16 protein-coding genes and 5 pseudogenes are annotated in these 23,342 nt (G+C 69.9%); 12 read left to right on the top strand and 9 right to left on the bottom strand.

All coding sequences use genetic code 11. From position 1 onward, the window contains the following. Positions 1 to 98 precede the first annotated feature (98 nt). Positions 99 to 281: pseudogene (locus ABT057_RS13530) on the top strand (IS5/IS1182 family transposase); the annotation flags it as partial. Between the two features lie 43 nt (positions 282 to 324). Here the strand turns inward: ABT057_RS13530 and ABT057_RS13535 are convergent. Continuing rightward, a complete protein-coding gene (locus ABT057_RS13535; protein ID WP_352342948.1) occupies positions 325 to 3,180 on the bottom strand; it encodes a helix-turn-helix transcriptional regulator in 2,856 nt (951 codons plus the stop codon). Positions 3,181 to 3,296: 116 nt separating this feature from the next. On the opposite strand from ABT057_RS13535, the gene ABT057_RS13540 reads away from it, so the two are divergent. The 3 genes from ABT057_RS13540 (at position 3,297) to ABT057_RS13550 (ending at position 4,574) form a co-directional block, all read left to right on the top strand. After that, on the top strand, positions 3,297 to 3,434 hold the full coding sequence (locus tag ABT057_RS13540) for a hypothetical protein (protein WP_352342949.1): 138 nt from the start codon (positions 3,297 to 3,299) through the stop codon (positions 3,432 to 3,434). Positions 3,435 to 3,621: 187 nt separating this feature from the next. After that, on the top strand, positions 3,622 to 4,287 hold the full coding sequence (locus ABT057_RS13545) for a nitroreductase (protein WP_352342951.1): 666 nt from the start codon (positions 3,622 to 3,624) through the stop codon (positions 4,285 to 4,287). After that, entirely contained in the window at positions 4,284 to 4,574 is a 291-nt protein-coding gene (locus tag ABT057_RS13550; protein ID WP_352342953.1) for a hypothetical protein, read from the top strand. The genes ABT057_RS13545 and ABT057_RS13550 overlap by 4 nt, the downstream gene beginning before the upstream one ends. A 19-nt stretch (positions 4,575 to 4,593) precedes the next feature. On the opposite strand, the gene ABT057_RS13555 is transcribed toward ABT057_RS13550, so the two are convergent. Both ABT057_RS13555 and ABT057_RS13560 read right to left on the bottom strand, forming a co-directional pair. Then, positions 4,594 to 5,457 (bottom strand): NmrA/HSCARG family protein, encoded by an 864-nt coding sequence (locus ABT057_RS13555; RefSeq protein ID WP_352342955.1) that lies wholly within the window; start codon positions 5,455 to 5,457, stop codon positions 4,594 to 4,596. A 22-nt stretch (positions 5,458 to 5,479) separates the two neighbouring features. After that, positions 5,480 to 6,400, bottom strand: a complete 921-nt coding sequence (locus tag ABT057_RS13560; RefSeq protein ID WP_352342956.1) for an EamA family transporter — start codon at positions 6,398 to 6,400, stop codon at positions 5,480 to 5,482. A 79-nt stretch (positions 6,401 to 6,479) separates the two neighbouring features. Here ABT057_RS13560 and ABT057_RS13565 point away from each other — a divergent pair, with 79 nt between their 5' ends. From ABT057_RS13565 to ABT057_RS13575, 3 genes are all read left to right on the top strand, one after another. Then, positions 6,480 to 7,367, top strand: a complete 888-nt coding sequence (locus ABT057_RS13565; RefSeq protein WP_352342957.1) for a LysR family transcriptional regulator — start codon at positions 6,480 to 6,482, stop codon at positions 7,365 to 7,367. A gap of 258 nt (positions 7,368 to 7,625) precedes the next feature. Then, positions 7,626 to 7,874, top strand: coding sequence for an antitoxin MazE7 (locus tag ABT057_RS13570; protein WP_352342958.1), 249 nt, complete (start codon positions 7,626 to 7,628; stop codon positions 7,872 to 7,874). 3 nt (positions 7,875 to 7,877) lie between these two features. Continuing rightward, a complete protein-coding gene (locus ABT057_RS13575) occupies positions 7,878 to 8,267 on the top strand; it encodes a toxin Doc (protein WP_352342959.1) in 390 nt (129 codons plus the stop codon). Between the two features lie 601 nt (positions 8,268 to 8,868). Here the strand turns inward: ABT057_RS13575 and ABT057_RS13580 are convergent. Beyond that, positions 8,869 to 9,399: a hypothetical protein gene (locus tag ABT057_RS13580; protein ID WP_352342961.1), complete on the bottom strand. Its 531-nt coding sequence runs from the start codon at positions 9,397 to 9,399 to the stop codon at positions 8,869 to 8,871. Between the two features lie 150 nt (positions 9,400 to 9,549). After that, entirely contained in the window at positions 9,550 to 10,707 is a 1,158-nt protein-coding gene (locus ABT057_RS13585) for a mandelate racemase/muconate lactonizing enzyme family protein (protein ID WP_352342962.1), read from the bottom strand. A 117-nt stretch (positions 10,708 to 10,824) separates the two neighbouring features. On the opposite strand from ABT057_RS13585, the pseudogene ABT057_RS13590 reads away from it, so the two are divergent. Then, positions 10,825 to 11,089 (top strand): annotated as a pseudogene (locus ABT057_RS13590) (IS5/IS1182 family transposase); the annotation flags it as partial. 31 nt (positions 11,090 to 11,120) lie between these two features. Here ABT057_RS13590 and ABT057_RS13595 read toward each other — a convergent pair. After that, entirely contained in the window at positions 11,121 to 11,564 is a 444-nt protein-coding gene (locus tag ABT057_RS13595) for a RidA family protein (protein WP_352342963.1), read from the bottom strand. A gap of 72 nt (positions 11,565 to 11,636) precedes the next feature. Here ABT057_RS13595 and ABT057_RS13600 point away from each other — a divergent pair, with 72 nt between their 5' ends. After that, positions 11,637 to 12,581 carry a LysR family transcriptional regulator gene (locus tag ABT057_RS13600; protein ID WP_352342964.1) on the top strand — a complete coding sequence of 315 codons (945 nt, stop codon included), beginning with the start codon at positions 11,637 to 11,639 and terminating at the stop codon, positions 12,579 to 12,581. 484 nt (positions 12,582 to 13,065) lie between these two features. Further along, on the top strand, positions 13,066 to 13,902 hold the full coding sequence (locus ABT057_RS13605) for an SMP-30/gluconolactonase/LRE family protein (protein ID WP_352342965.1): 837 nt from the start codon (positions 13,066 to 13,068) through the stop codon (positions 13,900 to 13,902). A 194-nt stretch (positions 13,903 to 14,096) separates the two neighbouring features. On the opposite strand, the pseudogene ABT057_RS49175 reads toward ABT057_RS13605, so the two are convergent. Both ABT057_RS49175 and ABT057_RS13610 read right to left on the bottom strand, forming a co-directional pair. Continuing rightward, positions 14,097 to 14,453, bottom strand: a pseudogene (locus ABT057_RS49175) (IS701 family transposase); the annotation flags it as partial. A gap of 324 nt (positions 14,454 to 14,777) precedes the next feature. Next, positions 14,778 to 15,764, bottom strand: coding sequence for an NAD-dependent epimerase/dehydratase family protein (locus ABT057_RS13610; protein WP_352342966.1), 987 nt, complete (start codon positions 15,762 to 15,764; stop codon positions 14,778 to 14,780). Positions 15,765 to 16,281: 517 nt separating this feature from the next. On the opposite strand from ABT057_RS13610, the pseudogene ABT057_RS13615 reads away from it, so the two are divergent. Together ABT057_RS13615 and ABT057_RS13620 are read left to right on the top strand one after the other, a co-directional pair. Continuing rightward, a pseudogene (locus ABT057_RS13615) lies at positions 16,282 to 16,767 on the top strand (DUF6192 family protein); the annotation flags it as partial. A 231-nt stretch (positions 16,768 to 16,998) separates the two neighbouring features. Continuing rightward, positions 16,999 to 17,833, top strand: a pseudogene (locus ABT057_RS13620) (IS5 family transposase); the annotation flags it as partial. A gap of 186 nt (positions 17,834 to 18,019) precedes the next feature. Here ABT057_RS13620 and ABT057_RS13625 read toward each other — a convergent pair. Continuing rightward, positions 18,020 to 23,320 (bottom strand): Tc toxin subunit A-related protein, encoded by a 5,301-nt coding sequence (locus ABT057_RS13625; RefSeq protein WP_352342967.1) that lies wholly within the window; start codon positions 23,318 to 23,320, stop codon positions 18,020 to 18,022. Positions 23,321 to 23,342: the final 22 nt, after the last annotated feature.

Raw genomic sequence — 23,342 nt, forward strand, 5'->3', positions numbered from 1 at the left:
CGACAAGCGGCATGAGCCTGACGATACACTCGCGGCCCTCCAGCCCGCGGTGAGGACGTGATGACGCGGCCTTCGGTTCCCGCGGCGGGGTCACTCCCGCCGGCCCGGTCCGGAAAAGAAGCCCTGGAACCCTTCCGCCGGCGGACCGGGTTCTGCCGGTCGCCGCGTGCGGGCGGACCAACCTCGCGATGCGGCGGCCGGCGCCGCTGTTCGGGGTGTCGACGTCGGCCGCAGACCGCAGCATCGATCACCTCGGGCCCGCGACGGCCCTCCGACGGCGCGGTCAGTGTGGGTCGGCTCGGGAGCATGTCGGTGTCCGCGGGGTCAGTGGTCGTCCGGGCTGGAAGGGTCGGAGGCGATGCCGGACGAGGTGAGGCTTCCGTTGAGCCAGGCGGCGGTGAGTTCTCTCCGGGAGCGGGAGCCGGTGCGCTGGAACAGTCGTGTCAGCCGCTGTTCCACGGTCTTCTGGCTGAAGGCGAGTTCTGCGGCGATCTGCCGGTTGGTCGCGCCGTCACTGACCATGCGTACCAGCCTGATGTCGAGTTCGGTCAGCTTCTCGTGGCCTTGGCGGAGTCTCGGTATGGGGATGTTGCGCTGCTGTGCGGCACGGGTGACGGCGGTGCGGAAGGGACGTCCCATGCCGAGGGTGTGGGCGTTGCGTATGGCCTCGGTCAGCCAGCGTCGGGGGTCGTCGGCGATGTGTGTCAGGCAGAGGCTGGAGATGACGCTCAGGTGGACGTCACCTCGGCGCTGGATCGAACGGTGGGCGGTCAGTGCGCTGTCCGCGTCGTGATGCGCGATGCCACGTCCGAGGAAGAGAGTCTCATGGGTCATGAGCGTGGCTGCCTCCTCGTGCAGGGTTTCCAGTTCCTCGACGGCCCGCTGGACCGTCTGCGCTCTGCCTTCGAAGGCGGCGAGCGACAGGATGCGCAGCAGCAGCCGTTCAACGCCGCCGAGTTGGCCGTTCTTGCGTGCCTGCCGGGCGTCACGCCAGGCCTCCTCCAGCGCATCCTCCCTTCGGCCCGACCAGTACCGGACGGCCAGCCGCGCCCGCGCCGCCAGGGGGTGAGTGAGGGTGTCGGGAACCAGGTCGAGCCACGCTGTGGCGAGTGTGACGTCCCCGCGCGTGCAGTGGATCTCTGCGGCCAGCGCCCGTGGCAGATGCGGGGTGCCCGCCGTGGCGTGGGTCCGGCTGCGTACTTCGATGCGGCGGGCGGCTGCCAGCGCGGCGTCCCAGTTCCCCGCCAGGTAGTCGCGCACCATGCCCCGGTACTGGACGGCGATGCCGTCGGAGGCCGCGACGTACCGGTCGCCGAGGACGGCGGCGAGCGCGCCGGCCAGGTCTGCGTAGGCGGCGGCGTGGCGCAGCCGGTCCAGTGTCTGGTCGGCGACGGCGTCCGGGGGCAGGTTCTGCTGTGCTCGGCTCAGTTCGGTGTGGCCGCCCACCGCGGCGGCCACCAATTGCAGTTCAGCGGGTGAGGGCAACGGCGCGCGGCGGTGCTCGGGATCGTTGTCCGTGCCACAGCGGACGGCCGTCGTCGGCCGGGGAGTCAGCGGGCCGATGCCGTACAGGCTGCCGAGTGCCGCCAGGCCGGCCGCGGCGGGAAACCGGTCAGCCATCTCGCCGGAGCGGGGGTGGACGTCATCGGTGCAGGGGGCTCGGTGTTCGTGAAGTGCCGCCCACGCCCATGCGGCGGCAACGCTCGACAGACCAGCCGGCTTCCCGGCGTCCTCGGTGTGTTCGGTGCGCGGCGTGTCCAGAAGTTCGAGCAGTGGCTCGCCGAGCGCCAGGAGCCCCTCGTGATCGCCGTGCCCCAGGCTCAGGCTGCTCGCCTCGTGGAGCACACCAGGGGTGCGCTCGTCCTGCGGTGTGAGCCGGTGAAGCGCGGCTGCGTAGGCGCGGGCCGAGCGGGGCCAGTTGGTCCTGGCCTCCTGGCGGGCCGCGGCCAGCAGCAGCGGCACCGCGAGGGCATCGTCGAGGCGGGGGCCGGCGGCCGCGACGCGATCGGCCAGCCTCGGGTAGCTGCTGCCGGTGGCCTCGGCACCGAGCTTGTCCGTCAACGACGTGACGAACCGTGCGGACCTGCCCCGCACGTCGCGCCGGCTGGGCAGGGTCCGCAGGGCCGCCGCGAGCGCCGGGACGGCGAACGACAGGCGGCCCTGCGGGTCCGCGTTCAGGATCCGGTCCGTGATCAGGCGGCCCAGTGTGTACTCGAGGGCTCGGGCGTCGGCCGATGGCGTCAGCCTGAACACGTCTTCGACGTGCACGTCCGCGTGGTCCAGCACGCAGGCCGTGACGATCGCCGCCTTGACGATCTCGGGGTACGGGGGCGCGTGGGGCCGGCCGAACCCGAGGAGGAAGGCTTCCTCGCTGGTCAGTCGCAGATGTTCCTCCGCGCGCGTGAGGCACATCCGGCCGTCGAGTTCCAGCAGGTCTTCTTCGTCCAGGGCGTCGAGGACCGACAGCACGGCCTGCGGGTTGCCTGCCAGGGTGCCCAGGGCCCGCGACACGGCGTCCGCCAGAGCGGGTTCGGCCGGCCGGCCGAATCGCCGGGTGACGTGGATGTCGACGAGCGTCGCGACATCGGCCTGCCGCAGTGGCGGCAGTTCAAGGACCTGGTCGGCGGCGGCCGTCAACCGGGCGCGGCCGGGGTCCGCCCCGGGCTGAGGCCGGCCGGCCATCACCACGGGGACGCCGGGCGGGCGAAAGATCCGCAGGAGCAGGCCCAACGCCTCGGCGATGTGGCGCGGCATGCGCTCGACACCGTCGACGATCAGCGCGAACGGCACCTGGCGGGCTGCTGTGGCCAGTGCGTCGGAGAACGCGGACAGTCCGCTCACCCCGCCCTCCCGCGCCGCGGAGCCCAGTCGTGCCCGGTGGGCACTGGGCAGAGGAAGCAGGCAGTCGTCGGGGTCGGCGAGGACCAGGCCGCATCCGGCGGCGATGACGGTCACATCGGTGGTTTCCTCGGCGTCTTCGTCTTCCCAGCCGAGCCGCACCACTGCGGCACCGACCTGGACCGCCGAACGCCGCGCCTGCTCCACCACAGCGGTCTTGCCCACCCCGGCTCCTGCGGTGACCAGCAGGACACGCGCCGCCGCACCGGTCGCGCACAGGACATCCGCCACCTCGCGGACGGCGCTGTCTCTGCCGATGACCAGTCCACGCTGTTGCCGCACGGTGCCACCTCGCTCACTCTCCCCAGCCCCGAGATGAGACAGCACCCGGCGCGTTTTCGTTCCCTTCACCTGTACGGAGAAGAACGAAGCCTCCGTTCACCGAGGGATCCCGCCGAGTGGCCCTGGCGATTCACACGGGCGGCGCCGCTCATGAGGTCCAGCGTACGGACGAGGTCCCGCACGTCGGCCTGGGGAAGCCCACCTTCACCCCGATCGCGCTCCGCACCGGTGACGTCCGGGAGCCCGCTCCGTGATTCGTCCGATCACCGACGAACGGGTCCACCGCCTCGTGGGGCAGCCGGAGTCCGATCGCATCGGCAGGCCGAGGAACAGCGCTGCCGCCTGCCACAGATCGAAGTGCGATCCAGTTCGCCTGTTGCGTCTTGTACGTGCTGAAGACGGTAGAGAGGTGGTTGTCGTCGTGTGAGAGGGAGAGCGGACGTGGATGTGTATGAGGCTGTGGACAGTCGCCGGGCTGTGCGGGCGTTCAGTGATGCGCCAGTATCCAAAGAAATACTCGAACGTGTGCTGGCCGCGGCGACGCGGACTCCGTCGAGCGGGAACCTTCAGCCGTGGCATGTGTATGTCGTGACCGGCGAGCCCTTGGCCGAGCTGAAGAGGCGCGCAACGGCCAGGGCACGGGCGGGGGACCCGGGGGATGAGCGGGAGTTTCCGATGTACCCGGCCGAACTGACCGCGCCGTATGCCGACCGTTTTTCCGCCGCTGCTGCCCAGCGGTACAAAGCTCTGGGGATCGAGCGCGACGACCCCGACAGGCCCATGAAGATCGCCGCCTTGAACTCGGAGGCGTTCGGGGCGCCGGTCGCGCTGTTCTGCTACCTCGACCAGGCGATGGGGCCAGGGCAGTGGGGGGACGCGGGGATGCACTTGCAGACAATCATGCTGTTACTGAGGGCGGAAGGACTGCACAGTTGCCCGCAGGTGATGTGGACGACGTATCGCAGGACTGTCAGCCAGATCGTCGGAGCCGACGACGGGCTCGTGCTGTTCTGCGGTGTCGCGGTGGGATTCGAGAAGGAGGGCGTGCCACGGCTGCGTACCGGGCGAGCCGACATGACGGAAACGGTCAGCTTCATCGGAGTGTGACGGCACATGTCGGCCTGGCATCAGCCCCGACCCTCGCAACTCCGGAAGGGGAGATCGATCCGGAGGACCTGGCGCACATCTCGCCGTACCCGAGCGAGCACATCAACTGGTTCGGCGAGTACCGCACCCACGAGTTCGGCATCCAGGCCGAGGCGTTCGACCCGAAAGTCGTCGTCGGCTTCACGCTGCTGCGCGAGCAGGGACCTGACCGGTCCCCGGCCTCGGACAGTCCGCCTGAGCCACGAGGTCGCTCCGGCGGCGTGCTTCCCGGGGGCCCAGGACTATGATGACGCGCGGGCCGTCACGCTACCGGTTCTTACGCAGCCACGACTCGAGGGTCAGCAGCTCTGGGTACCTCTCGCGGAGTGCGGCGATATCGGCCTGGTATCCCTTCTCCGCAAACCAGTCGAACATGTTCGCCATCTCCTCGGCCTCGGCCCGCAGCTCTTCGATCGGCTGCCGTTCGAAGCGAGTCGGGATGCCGTCGACCCTGCTGAACGCCTCGGCGATCTGCCGCACGGTCAGCTCGTCGCCGGCGATCTCGATCTTCTCGCCGATGAACTCGGTCGGCTTGTCGAACACGTCCGCGGTGATCCGGCCGATGTCGGCCAGCGCGATCATCTGCAGCGAGATGTCCGCGTCCAGCGCGATCGAACCGACCCGCTCGCCGTTCTCTGCCTCCGGCACCATGTACATCCAGTTCTCCATGAAGAACACCGGCCGCAGCACCGTCGTGGGCACGTCGACGGCATCGATGTGCGCCTCGATCTCCGCCTTGCTCTCGAAGTGGGCGACGCCGGACCTACGCTCTGCGGCGCCCACGGAGCTGTAGACCAGGTGCGCGACGCCTGCGGCTGCGGCCGCGTCGGCGACGTTCTTGCCCTGCCGCACCTCGACTTCGGGGTGCGGGTCGGTCATGTCGGCCGGCTGCACGCTGAAGACGCCGTGTACGCCCTGCGCCGCCGCGCGCAGCGACTCCGCGTCGTCGAGATCGCCGGTGACCGGTTCCGCACCGAGCGCCTTGAGGTCCTTGGCCCCCTGCTTGGCCGGGTCACGGACGAGGGCGCGTACCGTCCAGCCGTTGTCGAGCAGTCTGCGGGCAACGGCGCCGCCCTGGCCGCCGGTCGCGCCCGTGACCAGAACGGTCTTGTCGGTCTTGTTGTGTAGCATGACGAAATCCTTCCGTTGAAGATCAGCCACGTGAGCGGGTGAAGGTGGGCAGCTGTCCCGCGACGATCGCGGCGAGCGCGAGCCCGAAGCCCAGGAGCTGGACCGGACCGAAGGTCTGGCCGAGCACGACGGCGCCGAGCACCGCGGCGACCAGCGGCGAGAGCAGGACGAGAACGGCGACCGAGGTGACGGGCAGCGTGGTGATGCCGCGGAACCACAGGACGTACGAGATCAGTCCGCCGAGCAGGCCCATCCAGAGGTAGCCGAGGACGGCCGTCAGGTCGATGGAGGGAGGTGCCCCCTCGGCCACAAACGTGATGGGCAGCAGGAACAGCCCTCCCGCGGTGAGCTGCCAGCCGGCGAACGCGGTGGGGCCGGCCTCGGGAGGGCGCCCCCAGCGTTTGGTGAGTGTTATTCCGAGCGCCATGGACGCCGCGTTGCCAAGGGCCGCCAGGATCCCGACGTGGTCGAACGCCGCGCTCGGCCCGATCACCACCAGGCCGACGCCGGCCATGCCGATCAGCCCCCAGATGAGACGCCAGGCGGACAGCGCCTCACGCAGGACTGCCACGGCCAGGAGGGCGATGATGAGCGGCTGGGCCGCCGCCAGCGTGGCGGCCACACCGCCCGGCAGGCGTTCGGCCGCGAGGAACAGCAGCGGGAAGGGGAGGCCGATGTTCAGCACGCCGAGTGTCGCGGCCTTCCCCCACCACCCTCCGCGCGGCAGCGTCCGGGTGAGCGCAAGGGCGATCAAGCCGCCGGGCAGCGCACGCAGCAGTCCCGCAAACAGGGGGTGTCCCGGGGGAAGAAGCTCAGTGGTGACGATGTAGGTCGTGCCCCACGCCATGGGGGTGAGCGCCGTCAGGACGGCACGCGGCAGATGTCCACGGGGAACACCGCCGACGGTCCCGGCGGGAACTCTCTGTGTTGCTGGACTGGTCATGCCCGCAGTCTCATCCGGCGACAATCAATGAGTCCAACACATGTTTGTCATCCAATTGATCGCGATAGAAGATGGATCGATGGAGCTCCAGCAGATGCGCTATGTCGTCGCCGTCGCCGAAACGAACAGTTTCACCCGGGCCGCCGAGCGATGCCTGGTCGTCCAGTCCGCCCTCAGCCACCAGATCGCACGCCTGGAAAAGGAACTGGGTGCGAGGCTCTTCGAGCGCACCAGCCGCCGGGTGCGGCTGACACCGGCCGGTACGGCGTTCCTTCCCGCCGCCCGTCAGTGCCTGGACGCCGCCGAGCGCGCGGCCGCCGAGGTCGCCGCGGCCGTCGGTGAGGTACGCGGACGGCTCGCCGTGGGCGTGATCCCCAGCGTCGCCGCGGTCGACATCCCGGGCGTCCTGCGCGACTTCCACCGGCGGTACCCGGACGTGCGCATCAGCCTGCGCGTGGGCGCGAGCGAGGAACTCGTCGAGCAGGTCAAGGAAGGCGCCCTCGAAGTGGCCTTCCTCGGGCTGCCGACCACCGCGCGACCCGAAGGTGTCGACGCCCGTGAACTCGCCCGTGACCTGCTCGTCGCCGTCGTCGCGCCGGACCACCCCCTCGCCGAGGAACCGACCGTCGACCTTCGCAGGCTTTCTTCAGAGGTGTTCGTGGACCTGCCGGCCAACACAGCCGGACGCGTCCAGTCCGACCAGGCCTTCTCGGCCGCCGGTCTCAGCCGCGACGTCGCTTTCGAAGTGACCAACGCCGACTTCCTGGCTCGGCTGGTCGGGCAGGGGCTGGGCATCGCCATGCTCCCCTCCGCGTACGCGTCTCAGCTCACTGGCGTCACCACCATCGAGGTCACTGACGCGCCGGCCCGCGTCGAATACGTCATCTGCGGCCGCGTCAGCCCCACGCCCGCGGCGACCGCCTTCCTTGCCCTTCTTGACGTCCCCGCCATGCTCGGCTCGACATGAATCGGCGTGATCACCGACCACACAAGCTCGTCGAAGCCAACCCGTGCCCGATGTCCACCTGCACTTGCACCCCCGGCAGGCTCACCGTGCCGGACCACCCCGAGAAGATCGCGCTCAAACACCGCCCCGCCCGCTTCCAACTCCTCCCCGCGCTCCACGCCGCCCCCCGGCCTTCCGGCATCCCATGGCACCGCCCGTGGGCGGGCGAAATCGCGGAGGCGGTAGCGCGACGCGTATACCGTGCGGGATACTTCGGGTATGGCTGAAACCACTGTCAAGGTCGACACGAATACCAGGGACACCCTGCAGGGTCTCGCCGCCGCCGAAGGCCTGTCCGTCAAGGCCTACCTCGCCAAGGTGGCGGGGGAGAAGGAACAGGAGCGGGCCCTGCAGACGGCGACCGCCGCCTTCCGCCGCGCTATCAGCGAGCCCGGCGTCATGGATGCCTTCGACGCCGAGTTCGGCGGGCTGCCGTCCATCGCCCACGACACCTCGCGGGCGGCCTGACCTGTGCCTCCCGTCGTGTACGTCGACTACCGGTGGTTCCTCGAGCGCCAGGAAGAGATCCTCCGGGACGACCTGACCGTCAACGACTTCTCTGTGCTCGTCGGCATGGCCCAGCGTCACCGGGTCGACCCTCCCAGGCATGATCAGCACCATCCCGACGCCTTCTGGCGGGCTGCGGTCATGCTGGAGGAGTGCGTGCTGCTGCGCCCGCTCCCGGCCCGCAACGAGGTGTACGGATACAGCGTCGCCATCGCCTACCTGGAGGCCTCCGGAGAACGCGTGGACACGAAGTTCGAGCTCTGGCGGGAACTGATCTACGACATCCGGGGGCTACGGCTGGACTCGTACGGCATCGCCGAACGGCTGCGTTCCTGGCGCCAAGCCGCACCCTGACCGGCGCTGCGCATTCTCGGCAGCCCTGAGACCCGGCTGAGCCGGTGGTGCTTCGCCGAAGGAGCCACCCGTGGTGCACCGCAGGCCCAACGAATTGCCGATCGACGGCACTTGTGGCACAACCTGGGCGAAGCCGCCAAGCAGTGCGTCTGCCGGAACCGCGGCTGCCTGCGTTCCGCCCCGGCACCGCCGGACGAACCGCAAGAAGGCGGAGCCGACCGCGTCATCGCCCTGGCCGACAGGCCATGGTTTCGCCGAAGGCCCCTGCGCCAACCACGCGCGCGCTCCTGGCCGTGCCCGGCAAGGGCGGGGGAGGGTGTCTTTTCCGTGGACCGAGGTGTTCCGCGTGATGCGTCATACGCCGTCGCCGTCGCGCCGGGGCCGGTACCGGTACCGCGACCGGCAGGCGGAGGCGAGATCGGCTTCGACGCCGCCGATGTCGTCTCGCCACTCGATGATCAGTGGGAGTGCGGTCAGTGCACGGCCTTCGGTGATGTGGATCGTCGGCTGCAGATCGCGATCGTGTCCTGTGGCGGCGAAGGTTGGGCGCGTGCCTGTCGACGGCGGGTGTACCTCGGCCTGGCAGGAGGAGCCGCGGCGTTTACATGTTCTGGCAGGCCCTGGCTTTGAACTTCGCCAGAGGGACGGAGATTGTGGATTCGTCGCCATTGTCCGAGATGTTGTCGTAGAGGACCTGCCCCGGGGTGAGCCGGTCCCGATCGGTCAGGGTGAAGGAGACGCTCCCCGATGACCACGAGTTGTCCTTGGTCCAGCCGTAGAGGGCATAGGTGGTCTTGTCGGTGAGCGGGGTGAGGGACCTGGTCGCGGTCCAACCAGCAGCAGGAGAATCGAGGGTCCAGGTGGCGAGACCGGCTGTGAGAGGGCGGTCGGCGGTCCAAGACCCGACCGTCACCGCCTTGTCGACGTCGGCGTTGTCCACGTAGAGGGTCGCGCCGTCGATCTGATGGCCGCAGACCATCATGACGCCGAGCAGATGGCCGTCGCCGGTCACCGAGATGCCGGCGACGGCATCGACGGGAACAGTGCACCCTGAGGTTGCGGCCAGGGCCACGCCGGCAGCGACGGCACCGACGAAGCGCCGGAACACCCGCCGTGAAGTGGTCGACCGCATGATCAGCCCCCTGCCTGGGGCGCGCGTGAGGCCCCTGCCCCTCCGGATGGTAGGTGGCGAACGTCATCGGGCGGCAGCGTCGCCGCCTGTCCGTTGCGTGCTCGTTGTCGCCCTGCAGCTGCTTTCAGAAGAACAGGCTGTCACCGCAGCTCACAGCACAGATCCCGCCCCGCTGGCGCCTGCAGCATCTGTCTTCGTGGCTTCCCCTGCCTCCGTGGCCTCCCGGGATTCTGCGGCGACCAGGCCGGAGATGCCCAGGCCCGGCGCGTCGGGCAGAACGACCGTGGCGCCTTGGTAGCGCATGCCGCCGACGACGGCGGGGCACTGGAGCCACCACACTGCGTCGAGGTCGCTCACCATCGTGGTCCCGTAGGCGGCTACCAGGCTGGCCGCGGCGCCGGTGCCGATCTCGCTCTCCAGCATGCAGCCGAGGATGGTGCCCATGCCGTGGGCTCGCGCCAGTTCGAGGAGGGTACGGGCGGTGCTGAGTCCGCCGCTCTTCGCCAGCTTGACGTTGACCAGGTCCGCAGCGCGCCGGCGGATGACCTCCACCAGGTCGCGCACGTCGAAGACGGACTCGTCCGCCATGATCGGGGTCTCGACACGGTCGCTCACCCAGGCCAGGCCCTCCACATCCCGGTAGGCCACCGGCTGTTCGACGAACTCCACCCCCATGCCGGTGTTCTCCAGCGAGCGGATGACCCGTACCGCCTCGCGGGGCGTCCACCCCTGGTTGGCGTCGAGACGGATCCTCACCTCGGGACCGACCGCCCGGCGGACTGCCGTCACGCGGTCGATGTCCGTGGCCGCGTCCGTGCCGACCTTGACTTTCAGCACGTCGAATCCCTCCGCGACCCGGCTCTTCGCCGCCGTGGCCAGGCTGTCCACCGTGCCGACTGCAAGGCTCACGTCGGTGGGCACCACCAGCCGGGAGCCGCCGAGCAGTCGGACCAGCGGGATCCCGAGGCGGACCGCGGCGAGATCGTGGAGCGCGATGTCCACCGCGGCCTTGGCCGGCTCGTTGCCGACCACGGCGCGGCTGACGCTGCGACAGTTCTCCACCAGGTCATCGGCGTCGCGACCGATGAGAAGCGGGGCGAAGACCTCGGTGACGCAGGCCTCGCTGGAGGCGAGTGAGGATCCCGTGACAGTCCACACCTCCGGCGCCTCACCGAAGCCGGAGCGCCCGTCGCGGTCCACGATCTCGACGACGACGGTCGAGACGTGGGTCAGATGCGCCAGGGCAGTGACGAACGGCGTGTGGAGGGGGGCCACCAGACGGCGGACATGGACAGCGGCGATGGTCATCGATCAGGCCTCGTTGCACTCAGGGGGTTCCATCGGACACGCAGCAAGGCGCTGCGCAGTTCGGCGGCCTGATCGGCCCGGGCGCGCCGAGAGAGGGCGGCGGGCGATCCGCCAGGGCTGCGGCGCCGCGGTATCCGGGCGGTCATCCGACAGCGCGCGAACGACAGAGCCGACCGGGCGCGGACCGGCCGACGGCAGGCTGCCGGCCCTCGACCGCCCGCCGTACCGGGCCCGCAACGTCGTCGAACGCCACTTCGCCGGCCCCAGGCGGTTGCGGGCGATCGCGCCACGACACGACAAGCCGGCCACCCGCTACCGGGCGGGAATCCACCTCGCACCACTGGTCCTCTGGCTCCGCCAACCCCGAGATCACTTGCCGGACACGCCCTGGGCAGGGGCGGTCGGGCGGGCCGTCACGGGGCAGGCCGCCGGGCGTACGCCTCGATCTCGATCTTCATACGGGGGTCGGAGAGGCCGCACACCAGCATGGTCGCGGCCGGGCGGATCGCGCCGAAGGCGCGGTGCAAGGCCGGCCAGCACGGCTCGAAGTCCTCGCGGTCGGGGAGCATGTACCGCACCCTCACCACGTCGGCGAGGGTGCAGCCCGCCTCGCCCAGCGCCGCCTCGATGTTGCGCAGGCACTCCTCGGCCTGTTCCACCACGTCGTCAGAGATCGTCATGGCGGCATAGTCGAAACCGGTCGTCCCGGAAACGTGAACGAAGTCGCCGTCCACCACGGCCCGGGCATAGCCGATTCGCTCCTCGAACGTCGAACCGCTGAGGATCGCGCGCCGCTCCCTCTGCTCCAGCCGCTCCGCCCGTCGCTCCGCCGGTAGTTCCGTCAGTCGCTCTGTCATGCGCCGAACGCTAGGTGACCTGCACTGATACGTCCAATATTCATCAAGGACCGGGCTGATATGCATAGGCGTATGGACCGTCCCGAACTCCCCTTCCAGCAACTGCACGCCTTCGTCGTGCTCGCCGAGGAACTCCATTTCGGCCACGCGGCCGCCCGCCTGGGCATCGCGCAGCCCCCGCTGAGCCAGCAGATCCGCCGCCTGGAGGACAGGGTGGGCCACGCGCTGTTCACCCGCGCCCCCAGGGGCGTCGGGCTCACCCCGGCGGGCCGGGAGTTGCTGCCCGCCGCCCGGCAGGCCCTCACCGGCCTCGCGAACGGCCTGGCCGCGGCCCGCGCGGTCGGCGGCGGACTCGCCGGGCGGCTGCGGATCGGTTTCGCCGCCTCCCTCGCCCTCACCGTCCTGCCTGGCCTGCTGCGCACCTTCCGGGAGCGGTTCCCCGACGTGCGCCTGGACATCCACGAGATGACCACCGCGCCGCAGATCGCCGCCCTGCACGACCAGGACATCGACGTCGGCCTGCTGCGCGAGCCGCCCGCCGACGAGCCTGGGCTCGCCTTCCGGACCGTCCTGAGCGAGCCCTTCGTGGCCGTGCTGCCCTCCGGGCACCCGCTCGCGGCACAGCGGGCGGTCCGCGTCGGACAGTTGGCGGACTCGCCCTTCGTCCTCCTGCCCCGCGAAGCCGGACCAGGGCTGTACGACCGGATCACCGGGCTGTGCGCCGCCGCGGGCTTCACGCCCCGGATCGCCCAGCACACGGTGGAGTGGCAGACCGTCTGCGCCCTGGTGGAGACCGGCCTCGGCGTCTCCCTGGCCCCGGCCGGCATCCGCCGACTGCGCCTCAAAGGGGTCGCCTTCCGCGGGATCGGACCCGGCGCCGCCCGTACCCGGGTCGCCGTCGCCTGGCGTCAGGACGACCCGAACCCCCTGGTCGCCCGCCTCCTGACGGCCGTCGACCAGGATCTGCCGACGGCCGCCGCTCCCGGGGCCACCCCACCCGTCCGGCTCCACCCGTGACGCCCGGCGGCCCCGCGCGGGCGGGCATCACGCGGGCTGCCCGGCCTTGCGCACCAGCACACCACCCTGGCGGAACCGTTCCCCCTCGCGCGGCTCACGCAGCATCCGGCTCGACCTCCTCCTCAGGCATTCACGAGGCCGGGCAGAGCAGCAAGGTCCCCCTCGTCGCCGACCGCCGCCCAGGCAGCAGACAGCCCACAGCCCACAGCTCACAGTTCATCCCCGTGGTGGAGAAGGTCCGGGTCCGCAGGCCCGTCGACCGCCCCTCCCAGCACCCGAGCGGAAGCCGTCGCAGGCGAGAAGGCCTATTCGTCCCGCGGTAATCGCGCCCACGAGGCATCGCCACCCGGTACGACAAGATCCCGGAAACTACCTCGCCGGCCTCCACCTGCGCGCCTCGACGATTCCGAATCGCAGTGCGGACCGCGATGAGTTCTGGTGCCTGGGCAGGTCTGTCCCTATACGAAGCGAGAGGAGAAGAGTGATGAGCGCGCTCGGGGTCCTGATGGAAGGCGTCGTGTTCGGCGAGTCACCGCGCTGGCACAACGAGCAACTCTGGTTCTCCGACTGGGGCGCGAACCAGGTGATCGCGTTGGACGCCGACGGACGCCATGAGGTGGTGGTAACCGTCCCGTCATTCCCGATGTGCATCGACTTCCTCCCCGACGGGCGACTGCTCGTCGTGGACTCGGCACAACGACGGCTGCTGCGCCATGAGCCGGACGGATCACTCGTCCAGCATGCCGACCTTTCCAAGGTCTCGGAGAAGCCGTGGAACGACATCGTGGTCGATGACAGGGGCAACGCCTATGTCAACACCATCGGTTTCGACTTTCCCGGCGGTGAGTTCGCGCCGGGCTTGATCGTGCTCGTCACGCCGGAAGGCAACGTCCATCAAATTGCCGACGGCCTCGCGTTTCCCAACGGTATGGCGATCAGCCCGGACGGTGCCACGCTGATCGTTGCCGAGTCGTATGCGAACCGGCTCACCGCCTACGACATCGGCAGCCACGGCGACCTCGGCACCCGGCGCGTGTGGGCGGAGACACCCGACGACCACCCGGACGGAATCTGCGTGGATGCCGAAGGCGCCGTCTGGTACGCCGACGTCGGCAACCAGCACTGTGTTCGTGTGCGCGAGGGCGGTGAGGTGCTCGCTACAGTCGACCTGGATCGCGGCGCCTTCGCCTGCGCGCTCAGCCGCGGGGACGATCCCCGTCTGTTCGTCGTCGGCCAGACCTGGGGCGGACCCGAGTCGCGGCAACCCAGCGGGCGGGTTGTGGCGTTCGCGGCACCCGCACCGGGTGCCGGCAGACCCTGACCCAGTCAGGCTCGGTGTCTCACTAACTAGTGCCGCGGCAGGCAACGTTCGCCCCGTCGCGACGCCCGGCACGCACTCTCGGCGCACCGGGCACAAGCCCAAGTACATCCAGTACGAGGGCTTGCACCCGGCACGCCGAGAGCACGCGCCGGACGCCGCTCCTTGACGGGCAAACGCTGCCTGCCGCGGCACTAGTGGTCGTGTCCGACCTGGCCCTTGGCCGTTTGGAAGCATTCCTCGATGCTCCAGCGGGCACCGGCGACGTGGACCGGTTCGTTGTGCGTCGGATCAGCAGCTGGTGGTGGCTGTCGGTGCCGGTGTGGATCCAGGCCCAGCCGTAGTACCGCGGCCCTTCGCGCCGTTGCCGGCGCTGTGGCCGCTGCCAGGCCGTGGCGGGCAGTCGGGCGGCGACGGTGTCCGCGCGGACGGCAGTGCGGCCGTGGTTGATTCTCACTCGCATCGAGCACGCGACGGCCGGCACGTAGCCGGCCGCGTGCCTCGAGGGCGGCACGCAGCTGGGGGCCTTGTCCGTAGGCTTCGTCGCCGGTCACTCAGGCCAGCGGGAGGAACACGTCGCAGTTCTTCCGTTCGACATTCGACAGCAGCCCGGGCAGGTAGGAACGGGCCGCGGCCCGGGGCTCAACTCGCCCGAACCGGCCCGCGATTCGGGCCATAACCTGGTCGAACATCGCCCGCCGGCGGGCAGGGTCCACCCTATGGCCTATCGCCACCGCACGACTTTCAAGAGTCCGCCCAACCCTCGATGATCACGCGGTGGCCGTACCGGTTCTCGGCCGGGCCCACCACGGGATCGGGAAGTCAGAACGGAAGGCGCCAGTAGAGACGCTCGGGTGTGCGAGACCGGTCCAGCGCTGTCAGCCGAGGGCGTCGAGCAACTCGCGCTCGCGCTGGGCGCTGAGGCCTGCACGCCTTTCCCGGTCCAGCCCCTGCTCGCGTTCCCAACGCAGCGTGTCGGCCAGCGTCTCCGCCGGAGGCCGGTGACGCAGCCCCGCGGCGCGTGCCGAGGACCCGTCCCGCGCCGACCACCCTTCCCAGCCCGGCTCGACCAGCCACATCGCCAGCGATTCGGACCCCATGTACTGGGCCACGCCGTTGGCGAGCAGCCACGCCGATTCGGCGGTGACCACCGGACCGGTGTGCCCGCCGACGGCGCGGGACAGCTCGATCCACTCTTCGAAGGGAACGACCGGGCCGACAGCGTTGTACGTGCCGGTGGTCCCCGTCTCCGCGGAGTCGAGCAGCCAGGAGGTGAGGTCCCGCACGTCGACCACCTGGGTGGGTACGGCCGGTGTGTCCGGGACCAGCATCGGCCCTCGCGGATCGCGTGCGGCCCGGGCGACCCAGTAGCCGGAGCGCCCGCTGTGATCGCCTGGGCCGCCGATGAGCCCGGCTCGTGCGATGAGGAGGCGGTCGCCCACAGCGGCCGTCGACGCCTGCTCGCAGGCGACCTTCGCCTCGCCGTACAACTCGCGGTCGACCTCGCTCCGGTCGGTCGGGGCGAGCAGGGCCGCGGACTCGTCCGCCCCCAGCGTGGCATGGGCGGCGTAGGCGTTGCCGGACGAGACATACACCCAGTGCCCGGCCTTGCTGCCCAGCACGTCGAGCGCTCCACGAACGAAGCCCGGCTGCCATGACACCTCGACGACCGCGTCCCATTCTCGGTCGAGCAGGGGCTCGTACGCCGACGGATCGCGCCGGTCGGCGGCGACCAGTGTCGCTCCGTCCGCGACTTCTCCGCTCTCGCCACGCGCGAGGCAGGTCACCCGATGGCCGCGTTCGATCGCCTGCCGCGACAGCTCCCGAGCCACCCATGCCGTTCCGCCCAGAACCAGGATCTCCATACCGACACACAAGCACTGGGATCACCGCCCGGCCAGGCGGATTCGCTGACAGCAGATGGTCAGCGGCAGATCGACCTCAACCATCGGGCAATGACGTCGACCCGCCGAGGCATCCAAACACCCGATCAGGAAGTCACACTGGAGTACCAGGTTCTCAGGCCACTGCCGCTCACCGGTCGGCTCATCGTGGCGGCGGCAGTGCCGCCATGATGAGTGCGGCCCGGCCCGGAGCGGAGTTCTGTTCGTCGGTGTGTCGGTCCAGGCAGTGGCGTCGGGAACGGCGGTTGCGCAAGCGGCTGGTGGCCGTTCAGGGCGGTACGGGCGAGGCGGAGTGCCCGGAATGCGGGGCCCGGTGGGTGGCCGGCGTCGACCGCCGCTCGGATGCGGTGTTCTGCTCGCCGCGGTGCAAGGTGAGGGCCTGGAGGCGCCGAGAGGTACCGTTCGGCGAAAGGTCTCAGTAATCGCTATGCGAACGCATCCCTCATCCAACTTCGTTCACTATCCGGTCTTTTACGGCAAGGTCCGGGTGGTGGAGGAATTCACCCGCGACGAGTCGGTCGCGGCGACGGCCGAGACCAGCCTGCTGCGCAGGCCGGATGTCGCCCTATAGGCGATGAGCGACGACACCGCCCGCTTCCAGGTCAACCATGCCCAGGTCGAACATAGTCGGCAAGCCCGGGAGGACTTCGACCGCACCAGTCCCGTCGCCCCGGCAGTCCGCGCGATCGACCGGTCGGTGGAGTTCCTGGACCTGGTTACCGCCTGCCATTCCTTGGTCGCAGCCGCTGGCCGCACCGTTCCCGGCCTGCGCGACCGCACCCTGAACGACGACGAACGCACGATCGTGCACGAGAACGTTGCCCGCGTCCGGGCGACATTCGACTGGATCGAGACGGCCGTCGACACCGGCAAGGTCGACGTCGACGACGAACTGGCCCGTCTGCTCAACGGCTCATCCAGCACTCCGAAACCCAGATCACCTGGGCGGCCATCACCCTCATGACCAGGCGCCTCGCCCGGAAAGGCGCCACCCCCAGCCGGCCGAGGAAACCGGCGCAGGCCGACGGCTGATCGCCCCTCACTGCGGTGGCGCTGCGGGAGCCAGACGGGGTGACCCCTGAGTTCGGATGCCGCTTGCGCCTGTCTCATTCCAAGACGCCCTGTTCCATGCCGTGCTTCCATGGCCGGTGCCGCGCGCCTGGGCGCACTCGGCTCGGGACGGTACGTCCAGGTCATGAGTGAGCGACGTCCGTATCCGAGTGACCTGTCCGATGCCCGCTGGGAGTTGATCGAGCCGGTTTTGGCGGCTTGGCACTTCGAGCGCCGTGGCCGGGCCCTGGACTTCGGACGCCCGCCCGAGCACGACCTCCGCGAGATCCTGGACGCGATCCTGTATGTGGACCGCACCGGGGTGCAGTGGCGCTACCTGCCGCACGACTTCCCGCCCTGGGAGACGGTCTACGGATACTTCGCGAAGTGGCAGAAGGGCGGCGTGTTCGCCCGGCTCAACGGCCTGCTGCGAAGCCTGTTACGCCAGCAGGAGGGCCGCGATACCGAACCGTCGGCCTTGCGTGATCGACGCGCAGAGCATGAAGACCGCCACCAGCGTCCCCGCCTCCAGTCAGGGCACCGATGCGGCAAAGAAGATCATAGGCAGGAAGCGGAACATCGTGACCGACACGATCGGCCTGCTGCTGGCCGTGCTGGTCACGGCAGCCAGCGTGCAGGACTCCGTCGCCGGCACCCAGCTGATCGACCAGGTCGCCGCCGCCCACCCCGCCGTCCGCGAGGTGTGGGTCGACGGCGGCTACCGCCAGCACCTCGTTGAGCACGCCGCCACCCTCGGCATCGACATGGAAGTCGTCCAACGCACCCCGGGGACCGAGGGGTTCGCTCCACTCCCGAAACGGTGGTGCGTGGAGCGCATGTACGGGTGGCTGATGTTCCCCCCCCCGCGTCTTGCCCGCGATTACGAAACCCTCCCAGCCCGGTCCGAAGCAATGATCCAGCTGGCCATGACCGACCTGATGGCTCGCCGCCTCACCGGCGAAGCCACTACTTCCTGGCGCGTCCCGACATCACCGGAGCGGCAGGCCACCGGGCCGGTGGACGCGCCAGGGCCCCGTCGTGAGCGCGTGCCTCCGACGGGGCCCCGGGCCGGGTCAGCGGACGGGCGTGTGCAGGTCCACCGCCACATCGGTGGAGATGACTCCCGGCCCGGCCTGCCGTTGTGCAGTTCTGCTGCCCGGTCGGGCTCACGGCGTCCAGATGGGGGCCTGTCCGGTCCAGCTGACGACGAGGATGATGTCGTCGAGATCACCGGAGGCGAACAGGGGGGCGGCGTCGCTTCCGAAGGTGAGTTGCCAGTCCCCGGCGGGGCCGGGGCCGCACAGCGGGATCCAGGCGGCGGCGTTGCCACGCCTGGTGCTGGCGATGCCGTTGGTGGCGGTGGCCGCGCCTCCGGCCGTGCCGCGGGTGAGGGTGACCACCGTGTCGGGCAACACCGCTCCGCTGCTGGAGAGCCGGACGGCGACGGCGGCGGTGGACATGGCCTCGATCCCGAGCGGGAAGTCGACGTCACGCAACGGGACGGTGACCGAACGGGTGCTGGGATCGGACGGGTTGTTCAGGTCGTACCACTGGTCGGGGAAGTCGCGCGCCAGGCTGAACACGCAGTCCGCGCCGCGGTTTCGGTTGGCGTTGAGCCGAGTGACCACTTGGCCGCGGTAGGTGTCGTCGTACGCGGCGGTGTAGTCGATGGTGAGCAGCACGTCGGCGATGCTGGAGAAGTCGAACGGGTTGGCCGCGGGCGGGAGTTGGAACTCCCAGGTGGTGTCCACGCCGCTGGACTCGAAGGGCAGCAGCAGGTCCGACTGGACGTCCAGCTCGAACACCCCGCTCGCGCTGACCGGCGACGTCAGGGCGACGACCCCCGGATCGGAGCGCACCGTCACGTCCTGGAAGCTGCCGTCCCCTCCGGTGGTCACCCGGGAGATGCCGTTGGAGTACAGGGTGGCGCGGATGCCCCGGTCGGGCGGCACGAGCGCGACGAGACTGGTACGCACCTGGCGGATCAGCCGCAGGTAGTGGCCTGGGAAGTCGGCGTCGAACAGGGACATCGGCGTGGCGAAGGCGAGCGTTCCGGTGCGGCGGAACTCCAGGAACTCCACGGGCATCAGCCTGGCCAGCGAGAAGGTCTGGGACAGGTTCAGACGGCGCCGTGCCGAGTTGAAGGAGTAGTCGTCGAGACGGGCCAGGTCGGCGGTGAGCTGTTCCGCGCCGGTCAGGCCCTGGCGGTTGGCCTGGACGGTGCTCCCAGTCAGCTCCGCGGGCGACTGCCAGTAGTCGCTGCGGATCACGGTCTGCGCCGGTTCCGCCCGTTCGAAGGCCAGTTGGGCCTGGGCCAGCCGGGCGGTGGCGGTGGCCTGCTGAAGGAAGTACCGGTATACGCCGCCCAGGGTGTTGCTCATCCACAGGTACAGGTCGGCGTTGGTGAACTGTTCGTTGAGGAACTTCAGCGTGGCCACGGCCTGGTCGTGCTGCAGCGTGGCGACGGCCTGCTCCTGGGTGGCGATCGTGACCTGGTCACGAGCCGTCGTGACCTGGGCGGCGGCGACGAGTGACTCCTGCTGGGCGGCGACCTCCTGCAGCCGCCATTCGTTCTTGCGCTGCTCGATGCCGGCCTGGAGCTGGTTTGCCTGTATCTGGGCGTCGAGACGGTTCTGCACCAACTCGAACCCGCCCTTGACGACGGTCGCCGCGGCGATTTGGCCGGAGAATATCGTGCTGGCGCCGAAACTCGTCACCGCCTCGAACACACTGGACGCCTTGGAGGCTGCCTGCAGGATGCCGATCGCCGTGTCCGCGATCGCGATGCCATCCCTGACGTACTGCAAGTCGGAATACTCATCAAGCAGGTTCTTCTCGTACTGGCTGGGGGGTGCGTCGATGGCGGCGGCGTAGGACGCGGCCATCGTGTCCGCCTTGGTCTGCTGCGCGGTGGCGGCGGTGACCGCGTCGTTGGCCTCCTGCACCCGGCTCGTCGCCACGCCGACCTGCGCGGCGGTCAGGTCGATGCCCTTGACCGCGTCGTAGAGGCGCAGGCTCCTGTCGTCGTACTTCTCGAGTGCGGCGAGGAAACCCGCCTCCATCTGGGTGGCCTGGGCGGCGAGTTGCCTGGCCCGTTCGAGCAGGGTCTTGAACCGGTAGGGGGTGGGCTGGACGACCGTCGCGGCCGCGACCCCCTGTGTGCGGGGCATGCCCGCGATGTTGCGTCCCTGCCTGATCTTGGCGAGCTGTACCTCCGCCCGGTTGCGCAGGACGTCCAGGTCCGGGATCGCCAAGGGCGGCTCGCCGGCGGTCAACGGTTCCTGCGGTTGCAGCGCGGCTGTCCCGAGCAGTCGCCGCGCGGTGACGTAGAGGGTACGGGCGTGCGCGACCGACTCGTCGGTCTCCCGGGTGAACTGGGCGTCGGCGTAGTCGAGATGGCACCTGATGACGGACAGCAGGGTGTAACGGGTGTAGGGGGCGGGGCGCCTGGCCACGAGCGCGAAGGGATCGAGCGCGGTCGTCCATCCGGGCGGGAAGCTGAGGTCGGGGCGGAACACCCTCTCGGTGTTGATCCGGCTGTAGATGGAGACCGGCTTCGTGACGTCGTAGACGTCGTACGAGTACACGAGCCGGTACCAGTCGAGCGCGGCCTGGTAGTCGCCGGCCGCCTGCAGCCGCTGCGCGAGCAGGACGGGTACGGTCCAGAAGATCTCCGTGTTGGCCGGTTCCGGCAGGGGTGGCAGGGTCTTGAGGTTCGGGTCGAAGTAGCCGAAGGTCTTTCCCATTTCGCCCAGGTAGTGGTCCGACGCCTTGATGGCTGCTTCGGCGTTGAAAACGCCCGCACCGCGAACGGTCTCGAAGAGCTCGTAAAGCGGCCCGCTGCCAGGGACGAGCAGGGCCGGGTCGAGATGACGCTCGGGGAACAGGAACGCCAGGGTGGCGGCCTGCCAGCTTCCCATCTCGCCCATCCAGGTCCAGGCGCTGCTGAACGCGGGGCCGTTGAGGATCCAGGCCGCCGCGGGGTGATTCGCCGGCAGCTCGCCCGCCCGCTTGGCCGACAGCAGCGACTGGACGCTCTCGATGGCCTGCCGGATGCGGGTGGTGCGCAGGGTGCCCCCGGCCAGGGCGTCGACAAAGAACCTGGCCGACATCTCCTCGCCGATGTTGCCCGTGGTGGTGGGGGCGAGGTCGGCCAGGAGGGCGTCGCGCAGAATCGGCAGGGCGGCCTGCTCGGCCGATGCGACGGCCTGTGCGTTGGCGTCGGTCAGGTCCTGTCGCTGAGCGATCCGGCGGCGCAGCGTGGACTGCCAGTCCACGCGGGCACGGCCGTCGACGCGGTAGGCACTGACCGTGGGGCCGCTGTCGGAGAGGACGAAGAAGTCGGGGGAGAGTACGAAGGCGGACTCCTGTGCCCGCCATGCCGGGTAGAGCGTCTCCTTGTGCGCACGGATGAGCACGGCAATGGCGTCGCCCCACTCGGTAACGGTGACGGTCCCGGTGCCCGCGAGCCTGCTCAGTTTCCTGAGGAGGAGGAAGCCGCTGCGGGTGAGCCCCGCCGACGCGAGGTCGGCGCTGATGTCGTTGCCCTGCCCGTCCTTGGCCTCCAGGAGGGCGAGGTCGACGCCGGGCAGCGCCAGGCTCTGCATGGCCGCCAGCCCCGCCGTGGCATTGGCGGCTTTTGTTCTCGCGTCGTTGAGCGATGCCGCGAATGCGGTGAGCAGCAGGGACCGGGCGGTCAGCAGCGTGCGAACACGGTTGCCGTTCGGGCCGGGAACGATGTCGGCGGCGCTGATCACGTCAGGGTCGGCGAGTGCCTGGTACGCCGGTGCCACGGTGGGGTGCTGGTCCTGCTCGGCCCAGGTCAGCGCGAGGGCGGACTGCTGCCAGCTCAGCAGCCAGGGCGTCGACGGCACCCGCAGGGGGTCGGCCGCGACGGTCGACGGCAGGCCGAAGACGGTCTCCAGCACCGACTCGGCCGGCCCCGTGGCGTCCAGCAGCAGCAGGTCGAGCTCATCGGGTGAGGTCGCCGACAGCCTGATGCCCAGCCGGGCGGCGAGCGCCCGACGGACGCCGGGATCGGCGCCCCGGGCCAGCCTCAGTTCGGTGTACGAGGTCCCGGCGGCGGCGAGCAGCGCCGTGTACGCCGCGGTGCGATAGGCCCGGTCCCCGTTCGCACCCGGGGTGGTGGAGGTGCCCGTGGCGGCGATGTGGGCCCTGAGTACCTCGACGGGCACCCGCAGCTGGTTGATCTCGCGGTTTCCCTGGTCGACGGCCGCCGACAGCGGCTGGCTCAACCGGTCGACCGGCTGGAGGAGGGCGCCGACCAGGGTGTGAGTGTCCAGGGGCGTCGGCGGTGTCCCCGGTAACGTCACCTGCTCCTGGGCGAACGACAGCAGCGCGGCGAGGTACTCGCGTTCGTTGAGCCGCTCGTCCAGCGTCTTGGGGGTGTACGAGCTGATCACCGTGACCGGAACGGTCTGCGGGGCCGCCATCGTGTTGCCTGCCGAGTCGGTCGCCCACACGTAGATCGTGTGGGCGCCGAAGCCGGCCGGGAGCAGGGGCACGCTGGCTGTCCAGCTCCTGAAGTCTCCGGCGGCCGTCGGGGTCGCCGTTGTTCTGGTCCCCCCGGGCGTCAGGGCCCAGGCCACCGACGCGCTGCCCCCGACCATGCCGCTCTGGGGGTCCGTCGCCGTGCCGTGCATGGGCACGGTCGCCGCCCCCGTGTCGTCGCCCACGATGTTGCCGTTCTGGGGCGGATAGTCGATCTGTACCTGCGGCGGTGAGACGTCGCGGCAGGTCACCGAACGGGACTGGGTCGAGCCGACCCCGTCCGGATCGGCGACCGTCACCGAGATGGTCCGCGCCCCCAGCGGCATCGGGGCGAGGTGGATCCCCGTCTGGTACTGGGTGGTGCCGGCTTGTATCGTCCCGGTCGTCACCTGGTTGTCCCATGCGACGTTGACGGTGAGCGGGAAGTACTGATCGCTCGTCGTGTTCACCTGGACGGTGATGTCCTTCCCGGCCTCGTCCAGGTCGACGGTGGTGCCGTTGGCGGGCGCCGTCACCGTGAACGCGGGCGGTCCGGCCGCGGCGACCCGGACGCTCATCGGGGCCGACGAGATGAGGGTCCCGGTGGTGGTCACCGCGGACGCCACGAGCGTGTGCGTCCCGGCCTTCGGGAAGGTCACCGACTCGGTCCCGCCGCCTCCCCGGTGGTCGGTGAGCACCTCGACGCCGTCGATGCTGATCCGGGTCTCGGTGTAGGTGACCTTGGGCTCGGGATTCCAGCTGAGGTCCCCGGACAGCCACACCCAGTGCGTGCCCTCGTTCGCGTTGACCGTGACCGAGGTCGCGACTCCGGCCACCACGCGGGCGGTCACCGACGCGATGCTCACCGAGGGCTCGACTTCCGGGGGTGCCTTGGGAATCGTCTGGGATATCAGGGCGGGCATCCGTCCGCCGTTCGCAGTCGGCGGTTCGCTCGACATGTCATTGCTGGTGGTCATTGGGAGATCCCATCCGGTAGAC

Source organism: Streptomyces sp. NPDC002588 (assembly GCF_040295925.1).
Taxonomy (GTDB): Bacteria; Actinomycetota; Actinomycetes; order Streptomycetales; family Streptomycetaceae; genus Streptomyces.